Origin of the sequence: Vannielia litorea (genome assembly GCF_019801175.1) — a bacterium.
Classification (GTDB): domain Bacteria; phylum Pseudomonadota; class Alphaproteobacteria; order Rhodobacterales; family Rhodobacteraceae; genus Vannielia; species Vannielia litorea_B.
Map to the genome: position 1 here is coordinate 2288041 of NZ_JAHVJR010000001.1, position 9363 is coordinate 2297403.

Consider the following 9363-nt stretch of genomic DNA (forward strand, 5'->3'; position numbering starts at 1 on the left):
CCCTCCTCAGCCGGCGTCGGGCAGCGGCGGCAGGCTGCGCAGGTAGAGGATGATCGCCGCGAGATCGTCGGCGCTCATCTTTGCGAGGAACCCGTAGGGCATGGGCGGCAGCATGGGCGTGCCGTCGGGGCGCTTGCCTTGGGTGATCATCGCGGCCAGTTCTTCGTCGGTGTAGCCCGCCAGCCCGTCCTCGTGAGAGGTGAGGTTGGAGGCGACCGAGGTGCCCCACGGCCCGTAGAACTGGAAGCCACCGCGGCCGAGATCGGTCTCGACCATCGGGCCGGTGGCGCCCATCGGCGTGTGGCACTCCATGCAATGGGCGACTGGACCAGCGAGGTAAGCGCCGTAGTCCGCCGTCACGCCCTGCGTGGGGGCGGCGACCGCTTCGACCGGCGGGCCGTAGGCCGGGGGCAGCGGGATGTTGTAGGTGGAGGCGCCGGGGTCGTTCTCGACCGGGGGCGCGCTGCGCAGATACATCACCACCGAGGCGAGGTCGTCATCGCTGAGGCCGCGATAGAAAGTGAACGGCATCGGCGGGCCGATCAGCGAGCCGTCGGGGCGGATGCCCTCGCGGATCGCGCGGGCCAGATCGGCATCGCTCCACGTGCCGGACGGACCGGCGGGCGTGATGTTGGGGGCGATGGCGGTGAAGGCCTCGTTCTGCTCCACCAGCCTGCCGGAGAGCTCGGCTCCGGCCACGAAACCCTCGGCCCCCAGCGGCGTGTGGCAGTTGCCACAGCCCATCGGGCCTTCAACCAGGTAAGTTCCACGCTCGATTGTGGGCTCGGACAAGGCCTGCGTACAGACCATCGCCAGCGCCCCGCTCAATACCGGGTAACGCATTGCTTTCATCCTTCAGAAAAAGGGGCCTGTTTGCCGGCCCCGACCCTCGCGCGGCGCAAATGGCGCCGTAGTTTCCGTAGGGTCAATTTTGCGCCTGTCCGCGAGTCGCGTCAATTGACGTGTTGCGGGTGGGCTTTGTTGATGACGACCGCCTGAAAGGAGCCGCCATGGCCACCCGCATCCCCCGTTCCGACTATGCCGCGATGTTCGGCCCGACCACCGGTGACAAGGTGCGGCTGGCGGATACCGACCTGATCATCGAGGTGGAGAAGGATTTTACCACCTATGGCGAGGAGGTGAAGTTTGGCGGCGGCAAGGTGATCCGCGACGGGATGGGGCAGGCGCAGGCCACGCGGGCCGAGGGGGCGGTGGATACCGTGATTACCAACGCGCTCGTGCTTGATCATACCGGGATCTACAAGGCCGATATCGGGCTGAAGGACGGGCGGATTGCGGCGATTGGCAAGGCAGGGAACCCGGATACCCAGCCGGGAGTGGATATCATCGTCGGGCCGGGGACGGAGGCGATTGCGGGGGAGGGCAAGATCCTGACGGCGGGCGGGTTTGACAGCCATATCCACTTCATCTGCCCGCAACAGATTGACGATGCTTTGCACTCGGGGCTGACGACCATGCTGGGCGGCGGCACCGGGCCCGCGCATGGCACGCTGGCGACCACCTGCACGCCGGGGCCGTGGCACATAGGCCGGATGTTGCAGGCGCTGGATGGGGTGCCGATGAACATTGGCCTTGCGGGCAAGGGCAATGCCTCGCTGCCCGGTGCGCTGGTGGAGATGGTGAACGCCGGGGCCTGTGCGCTGAAGCTGCACGAGGATTGGGGCACGACGCCGGGGGCGATTGATTGCTGTTTGAGCGTGGCGGACGACATGGACGTGCAGGTGATGATCCACACCGACACGCTGAATGAGAGCGGCTTCGTGGAGAACACGGTGGCCGCGATCAAGGGCCGGACGATCCACGCCTTTCACACCGAGGGCGCGGGCGGGGGCCATGCGCCGGATATCATCAAGGTTTGCGGCGAGGAGAACGTGCTGCCGTCCAGCACCAACCCGACCCGGCCCTTTACGGTGAACACGCTGGAGGAGCATCTCGATATGCTCATGGTGTGCCACCACCTCGACAAATCGATCCCCGAGGATGTGGCCTTTGCGGAGTCGCGTATCCGGCGGGAAACCATCGCGGCGGAGGACATACTGCACGACATGGGGGCGTTTTCGATCATCGCCTCGGACAGTCAGGCGATGGGGCGCGTGGGCGAGGTGGTGATCCGCACCTGGCAGACCGCCGACAAGATGAAGAAGCAGCGCGGGCGGCTCGCCGAGGAGACCGGGGACAACGACAACTTCCGCGCCCGGCGCTATGTGGCGAAATACACGATCAACCCGGCGATTGCCCATGGGATGTGCCATGAGATCGGGAGCATCGAGGTGGGCAAGCGGGCCGATTTGGTGCTGTGGAGCCCGGCGTTCTTTGGGGTGAAGCCGGAGATGGTGCTGCTGGGGGGCATGATCGCGGTGGCGCAGATGGGCGACCCGAACGCCTCGATCCCGACGCCGCAGCCGGTGTACACGCGGCCGATGTTCGGCAGCATGGGCCGGGCGGTGGAACGCTCGGCGGCGCTCTTCGTCAGCGAGGCGGCGGTGGCCGGCGGGCTGCGCGGCCAACTCGGGCTGGCCAAGGAGTTGCTGGCGGTGAAGGGGACGCGGGGGATCGGGAAATCGGCGCTGAAGCTGAACGACGCGCGGCCGAAGATCGAGGTGCATCCGGAGACCTACGAGGTGCGGGCGGATGGCGAGTTGCTCACCTGCGAGCCCGCCGAACGGCTGCCGATGGCGCAGCGGTATTTTATGTTCTAGCGGCGCGGCGTGGTGGGCAGATTGCCCATCCTCCGGTGCTGACAGGGCGGCAGCGAGTTGGAATGCTCTGCCCGGTGCGCGCCGTAAGGCGCCGGGCAGCGCCGTCCCGCCCCCCGGGGCGGCGCTTGGGTGAGGTTGGGCGCGACATCAAAGGGAAGATGACCACTGCACGATAAAGTGCCATGAACAGGCGTTGCTGCCGCCACCCCGCGGCACGGCGATGCCGGGCTCGCGAATTTGGCGAGATCAGGAGAAGCGCTCGATGACCTCGAAGTCGTCCTCGCCCTCGCCCTCCACAATCTGCGGACGCGCCCTTGGTGTTGTAGCCACAGTTACGCTCACGCTCTCCCGCCAAAAGGCCGGATCGTCGCGGATGTAGGCGGGGAGGCGCGTGGGGTCGAGGCTGCGGCGGGTGCTGTGGCACACCGTCACCGTGAAGGCCGCTCCCTCCACCGGGCCGGTGGGGCGGGCGGCGATCAGGGCGGCGCGCAGGGCCTCTTCACAGGTCTTCAGCGCGGCCATCTGCGCCCGGATCGCGCCCAGCGCATCGGCCAGCGCGGTGGGCTGGGTGGGCAGGACAGGCGGGAACGATTCGACGCGGCTCATGGGGCGATGTTGGCGCAGGCTCGGTTAACGGACCGTTACACGCAGCGCTGCCCGCTCCTCTGCCCGCAGCACATGGCTGCCCTGCAAAGCCGGGCCTTCCGCCCTGCCCCGCCTGTGCTAGCCTGATCTCATGGGAGGAAACCCTGCAACCCAATGACAAGGTTTCCAGCGATGACACTCCAGACCACAGACACCAGCTTTGCGCCCGCGCTCCGCGCCCGGATCGACGCCTTCTTTGCCACCCTCGGCATGGGGCTGAACGCCTATATGGAAAGCCGCTCGCGGATGCATCAGATCAACCGGCTGAATGCGCTCTCCGACAAGGAACTCTCCGCGATGGGGCTGACGCGCGACGAGATCCCGCGCCATGTTTTCCGCGACCTGCTCTACCTCTGAGGCTGCGCGGCCTTCCATCGGAGGCAAATCCCGCTAGGCTCTCAGCACAGCCTGCCGGGAGACCAGACCTTGCCCCTCACCCTGCCCCACACGCGCGCCATCGCGGTGCTTGCCGCGCTGGCCGCCACCCCTGCCCTTGCCGCCGATTGCCCGGTGGGCGCCGATATGGACAAAGGCGTGCGGTTTTCCGAGGCGACGGGGAATGTCGAGGTCATCAAACGGGGCGAGGCGCCGGGCGAGGTGGTTTCGACCTACGGCAGCGACGGCTACCTGAACGTGGTGCGGCTGGCGCATGGGGTCTATGTGACCGAGATCGTCAACCTCGTGAACGGCGTGCCAGAGGGGGCGCCGGACCGCTACAGCTATGACATCTCCCCCCTGCCCGCCCCGGCGCCGGGGCTGGACGTTGCCGCCGAGGTGACCGTGACCGGCGCGGAGACCAAGGAGCAGGTCTGGACCTACAGCTTTGGCCAGCCGGTCACATGGACCTATGGAAGCTGTTCCTACGAGGTGATCCCGATCACCACCCGCCAGAACGCGGCGGGCGAGGAGGTGAGCCGGGAGGTGCTGCATTACCTGCCGGAGTTCGGGCATTCCTACCTGGCCCTCTATGCCGATGGCGAGATCGAGGAGGTTTATACCTACGTCAGCGTGGAGGCGGTGCGATGAGCGGCCGGGGCGCAGTGGTGCTTTGCGCGGCGGGCGTGCTGGCGGGCACGGCGGGCACGGCCTGCCCGGTGGCGGCGGATATGGCAGGCGGGGTGCGGCTGGAGCTGGCGAATGGCGACAGCGAAGTGTTTCGTCGCACTGGTGCTGCGACGGTCGAGAGTGTGCTCACGGTGGGCGGAGCCGAGCAGACGCGGTTCTCCTACGCGCGCGGGGTCTACCTGCTGGAGTCGATCGAAATGGAGGGCGGCGCGCTGGTGCCGGGCAGCCGCGCGACCTTTGCCTTTCCGACCAGGCCCGAAGGCACGCCGGAGCCCGCACCAGGCCACGGCTGGGGCCTGCGGATCGTGGCGACCTACGGCGGCGATCCGGTGGCAGAGATGCTGGGCATCCGCTTTGGCGAACCGGGCGAGGCCACCATTGGCGACTGCACGCTGGAGATGCTGCCGGTGGAGCAGCGGATCTACGAAGACGGGGAATTGGTGGCGCGGGAAGAGCGCAATTACATCCCCGCGCTCGGCTTCAGCTACGCGCTGGCCTGGCATGAGGACGACCGGGTGGACCGGTACGATTACGTGAACATAGAGGCAGTGGAATGAGCGAGCAGATGGAGACGGCACAGGAGGTGCGGCGCGGCAGGGCCGAGGGCGCGGGAGACCGGGTGCGGTTGAGCTATGACGCGCGGTTCCTGCGGCGCAAGGTGCTGGTGACGGAGAGCGGCGCGCGGGTGCTGGTGGATCTGGCCCGGACGACCTCGCTCGATGCGGGCGATGCGCTGGTGCTCTCGGGCGGCGGCTTGCTGGCGGTGGAGGCGGCGGTGGAGCCGTTGCTGGAGGTGCGGGGAGAAGGCCTCGTGCGGCTGGCGTGGCACATCGGCAACCGGCACACGCCTTGCCAGGTGGAGGAGGCGCGGCTGCTGATCCAGCGCGATCACGTGATGGCGGATATGCTGGCCCGCTTGGGCGCGCAGGTGGCGGAGGTCGAGGAGCCTTTCACACCGGAGGGCGGCGCCTATGGCGAGGGGCGGACCCACGGCCATGACCACGGGGCGCAGCATGGGCCTGAGGGGCATGGGCACGGGCATTCTCACGGGCACGACCACGGGCATAGCCATGAGCACGGGCATGGGCACGATCATGGCCATGGGCACACGCATGACCACTGAGGCCACCGCCACAGAGGCGGTGCTGCGGCTGGCGCAATGGTTATCGCCCGGCTTTCCGGTCGGTGCTTTCGCATGGTCGCACGGGCTGGAGGCGGCGCTGGTTGAGGGCCGGGTGACGCGGGAGAGCGTGGAGGACTGGCTGGCGGGCGTGCTGGAGGACGGCGCGGGCCGGGCCGATGCGGCCCTGCTGGCAGCGGCCCATGGCGCGGAGGGCGATGCGCTGGCGGAGGTCGACGCGCTGGCCCGCGCGCTGGCCCCCTCGGCGGAACGGCTGGCGGAAACGGTGGAACAGGGCACGGCCTTTGCCCGGACGGTCACGGCGCTCTGGCCCGAGCGCGAGGTGGAGGCAATGGCCTACCCGGTGGCCGTGGGCCGCGCGGCGGGGCTGCATGGGTTGCCGCTGGAACTGACCGCCACGATGTATTTGCAGGCCTTCATCGGCAACCTCGTGGCGGTGGCGACCCGCGCCGTGCCGCTGGGCCAGACCGAGGCGCAGGCGATACTGGCGCGGCTGACGGAGCGCTGCGAGGCGGTGGCGCGGGCGGCGATTGCAGGCGGGCTGGACAGGCTGGGGACGGCGAGCTTTGCCGGGGACGTGGCGGCGATGCGGCACGAGGCGCTCTATTCCCGGGTGTTCCGGAGCTGAGGGCGCGCGGCAGGCGGATCTGCCTGCATCGCACGGAGGCGCGGGCGGCACCCGCGGGATTGATTATTTGCAGCAAGAAAATGCAGCGGGTGTGGCGCTGGCGCGATCTTGCGCGTGCCGGGGGGGCGTGGGATGGATGGGCCGATGATTGGGCTTTCGCTTGTTCTTTCTGCCGTGCTGATCGTGCTGGCCGCGCTGCACCTGCTCTGGGCACTGGGGTGGTGGTTTCCGCTCGCCGAGGAGCGGGCCTTGGCGCGGGCGGTTGTGGGCGCGCGGGGGATCGAGCGGATGCCGGGGGCGGTGCCCTCTGCGCTGGTGGTGGTGGCGCTGCTCTTTGCCGCCGCCTGGCCGTGGTTCGCGCCAAGCGGTCTGAAGACGGCGGGGCTGGCGGTGATGACGTTGGTGTTTCTGGGCCGGGGCGCGGCGAGCTACTTGCCCGCGTGGCGGCAGATCGTGCCGGAGGAGCCTTTTGCGACGCTGGACCGGAGGGCCTATGGCCCGCTTTGCCTCGCGCTCGGCGCGGGGTTTCTCATTCTGACATATGGAGCTTTGACATGACGCCGTTGAACGGGCCTTTGCGGATCGGGATCGGGGGGCCCGTGGGCGCGGGCAAGACCACGCTGACGGGGGCGCTGGCGAAGGCTTTGAGCCCCAACCATTCGGTGGGGGTGATCACCAATGACATCTACACCCGCGAGGATGCGGACGCGCTGGTGCGGGCGCAGATCCTGCCCGCCGACCGGATCATCGGGGTGGAGACCGGGGGCTGCCCGCATACCGCGATCCGCGAAGATGCCTCGATCAACCTTGCTGCCGTCTCGGAGATGGTCCAGCGCCATCCGGACGTGGAAGTTGTGCTGATCGAGAGCGGGGGCGACAACTTGTCGGCCACCTTCTCGCCGGAGCTGGCAGATCTGACGATCTACGTGATCGACGTGGCGGCGGGCGAGGAGATACCGCGCAAGGGCGGTCCGGCGATCACCAAGTCGGACATCCTCGTGATCAACAAGACCGACCTTGCGCCCCATGTGGGCGCCTCGCTGGAGGTGATGGAGCGCGATGCCACGCGGATGCGCGCGGGGCGGCCGTTTTTCTTTTGTGCGATGCGGCATGGCGAAGGGCTAGAGGCCGTCGTGGCCGAGATCCGGGCGCTGAGCGGGCTGGGCGAGGTCACCGCCGGATGAACGTGCTGTATGACGCGCTGATCGCGCCCTGTGCGGGGCGTGAGGGCGGCTTTTTGCTGCGGCCGGACGGGTCCGTTTTGCTGGGGTATGCCGAGTTTGCCGAGGCCGTGGGGCGCCATGCGAACGCGCTGGTGAGCCTTGGGCTGGAGCCGGGCGACCGGGTGGCGATGCAGCTGGAGAAGAGCCCGGAGATGCTGGCGCTGATCGGCGGCTGCATTGCGGCGGGCCTCGTGTTTCTGCCGCTGAATACCGGGTATCCGGCGGCGGAGCTGGAATATTTTGTCGAGAACTCGGGGGCGCGGCTATTCTTGTGCGACCCGGCGGATCGGGAGGCGCTGGCCGCGCTGGAACAGTTTGCGCGGGTGGAGAGCCTCGGGCCGGGGGGCGCGGGGAGCTTTGCGACGCTGGCGGAGGGCTGCACGCCGGGTTTTGTGCCGGTGGAGCGGGGGCCGGACGATCTGGCGGCGTTTCTCTACACCAGCGGCACGACCGGGCGCTCCAAGGGAGCGATGATCAGCCACCGGAACCTTCTGAGCAATGCAAGGGTGCTGGTGGAATACTGGCAGTTCACCGGCGACGATGTGCTGCTGCACGCGCTGCCGATCTTTCACACCCACGGGCTGTTCGTGGCGACCAATGTGGCGCTGTTGGCAGGCGCGCGGATGATCTGGCTGCCAAAGTTCGAGGTGGAGGCGGTGCTGGAAGCGCTGCCGAAGGCGACGAGCATGATGGGGGTGCCGACGTTTTACACCCGGTTGCTGGAGGAGGCGCGGTTTGGCCGCGAGGTGGCCGGGCATATGCGGCTCTTCATCTCCGGCTCCGCACCGATGCTGGAGGAGACGCACAGGCAGTTCGAGGCGCGCACGGGCCAGCGGATTCTGGAGCGTTACGGGATGACCGAGACCAACATGCTGACCTCGAACCCATATGAGGGCGAGCGGGTGGCGGGCACCGTGGGGCTGCCGCTGCCGGGGGTGGAGCTGAAGGTATGTGACGGCGACGGCCGCGCCCTGCCCGATGGCGAGGTGGGGATGATCGAGGTGCGCGGGGAGAACGTGTTTGGCGGCTACTGGCAGATGCCGGAAAAGACCGCCGCCGAGTTGCGCCCCGATGGCTGGTTCATCACCGGGGACATGGGGGTGATCGACGCGCGGGGGTATGTGAGCATCGTCGGACGCGGGAAAGACCTCATCATTTCAGGCGGATACAACATCTACCCCAAGGAAGTGGAGGCTGTGATCGACGATTGCCCCGGCGTGCTGGAGAGCGCGGTGGTGGGCGCGCCGCATGGCGATTTTGGTGAGAGCCCGGTGGCGGTGATCGTGGCGGAACCGGGCGCGGAGTTGGACCTTGGCGCGGTGCAGGCGGCGCTGGGAGAGAAGCTGGCACGGTTCAAGCACCCCAGGCACTTCGATCTGGTCGAGGCGCTGCCGCGCAACACGATGGGCAAGGTGCAGAAGGCGGCGCTGAGGGAGCGCTACAGGGAGGTGTTCGCATGACGCGGAAAATTGCAGCTGGGCCGGAGGAGCTGGCGAGTTTTGACGAGTTGCTCTCGATGTCGGGGCTGGCCTTCATGCAGGGGATATTGAGCGGCGAGATTGCGGGGCCGCCGATCTCGGGCGTGATGGATTATTGGCTGGACGAGGTCGAGGACGGGCGCGTGGTGTTCCGGGGTGCGCCGAAGTTTGCCCATGCCAACCCGATGGGCGGCACCCACGGCGGCTGGTACGGCACCCTGCTGGACAGCTGCATGGCCTGCGCGGTGATGACCAAGGTGCCGCAGGGCAGCTGGTACACCACGCTGGAATACAAGGTGAACATCACCCGCCCGATCCCGGTGGGGCTGGAGGTGCTGGCGGTGGGCGAGGTGCAGCACTCAGGCCGCTCGACCGGCGTGGCACGGGGCGAGATCGTGGGGGCCGAGGACGGGCGGGTTTATGCGACAGGCTCGACGACCTGCATCATCATGACGCGGTGAGC

The 9363-nt window shown here is 68.0% G+C and carries 12 protein-coding genes; 10 read left to right on the forward strand and 2 right to left on the reverse strand.

What is annotated here, in order from left to right; all coding sequences use genetic code 11:
• Window positions 1–6: 6 nt before the first annotated feature.
• A complete protein-coding gene (locus KUV38_RS11240; RefSeq protein ID WP_222470131.1) occupies window positions 7–843 on the reverse strand; it encodes a c-type cytochrome in 837 nt (278 codons plus the stop codon).
• A 167-nt stretch (window positions 844–1010) separates the two neighbouring features.
• Here KUV38_RS11240 and ureC point away from each other — a divergent pair, with 167 nt between their 5' ends.
• Window positions 1011–2720 carry an urease subunit alpha gene (ureC, locus tag KUV38_RS11245; RefSeq protein WP_222470132.1) on the forward strand — a complete coding sequence of 570 codons (1710 nt, stop codon included), beginning with the start codon at window positions 1011–1013 and terminating at the stop codon, window positions 2718–2720.
• A gap of 246 nt (window positions 2721–2966) precedes the next feature.
• Here ureC and KUV38_RS11250 read toward each other — a convergent pair whose 3' ends face one another.
• A complete protein-coding gene (locus KUV38_RS11250; protein ID WP_222470133.1) occupies window positions 2967–3326 on the reverse strand; it encodes a hypothetical protein in 360 nt (119 codons plus the stop codon).
• Window positions 3327–3497: 171 nt separating this feature from the next.
• Between KUV38_RS11250 and KUV38_RS11255 the strand changes: the two genes are divergently transcribed.
• From KUV38_RS11255 to KUV38_RS11295, 9 genes are all read left to right on the forward strand, one after another.
• Entirely contained in the window at window positions 3498–3722 is a 225-nt protein-coding gene (locus tag KUV38_RS11255; protein ID WP_222470134.1) for a hypothetical protein, read from the forward strand.
• Window positions 3723–3791: 69 nt separating this feature from the next.
• Window positions 3792–4391: a hypothetical protein gene (locus tag KUV38_RS11260; protein ID WP_222470135.1), complete on the forward strand. Its 600-nt coding sequence runs from the start codon at window positions 3792–3794 to the stop codon at window positions 4389–4391.
• Entirely contained in the window at window positions 4388–4987 is a 600-nt protein-coding gene (locus KUV38_RS11265; protein ID WP_222470136.1) for a hypothetical protein, read from the forward strand. Before KUV38_RS11260 ends, KUV38_RS11265 begins: the two co-directional genes overlap by 4 nt.
• Window positions 4984–5553, forward strand: coding sequence for an urease accessory protein UreE (locus tag KUV38_RS11270; RefSeq protein WP_222470137.1), 570 nt, complete (start codon window positions 4984–4986; stop codon window positions 5551–5553). Before KUV38_RS11265 ends, KUV38_RS11270 begins: the two co-directional genes overlap by 4 nt.
• Window positions 5501–6199 carry an urease accessory protein UreF gene (locus KUV38_RS11275; RefSeq protein ID WP_261385207.1) on the forward strand — a complete coding sequence of 233 codons (699 nt, stop codon included), beginning with the start codon at window positions 5501–5503 and terminating at the stop codon, window positions 6197–6199. Before KUV38_RS11270 ends, KUV38_RS11275 begins: the two co-directional genes overlap by 53 nt.
• Window positions 6200–6343: 144 nt before the next feature.
• Window positions 6344–6757, forward strand: a complete 414-nt coding sequence (locus tag KUV38_RS11280) for a DUF3995 domain-containing protein (RefSeq protein WP_222470138.1) — start codon at window positions 6344–6346, stop codon at window positions 6755–6757.
• A complete protein-coding gene (ureG, locus tag KUV38_RS11285) occupies window positions 6754–7383 on the forward strand; it encodes an urease accessory protein UreG (RefSeq protein ID WP_222470139.1) in 630 nt (209 codons plus the stop codon). The genes KUV38_RS11280 and ureG overlap by 4 nt, the downstream gene beginning before the upstream one ends.
• Window positions 7380–8882 carry a malonate--CoA ligase gene (locus KUV38_RS11290; protein WP_222470140.1) on the forward strand — a complete coding sequence of 501 codons (1503 nt, stop codon included), beginning with the start codon at window positions 7380–7382 and terminating at the stop codon, window positions 8880–8882. Before ureG ends, KUV38_RS11290 begins: the two co-directional genes overlap by 4 nt.
• Window positions 8879–9361 carry a PaaI family thioesterase gene (locus KUV38_RS11295; RefSeq protein WP_222470141.1) on the forward strand — a complete coding sequence of 161 codons (483 nt, stop codon included), beginning with the start codon at window positions 8879–8881 and terminating at the stop codon, window positions 9359–9361. The genes KUV38_RS11290 and KUV38_RS11295 overlap by 4 nt, the downstream gene beginning before the upstream one ends.
• Window positions 9362–9363 lie beyond the last annotated feature (2 nt).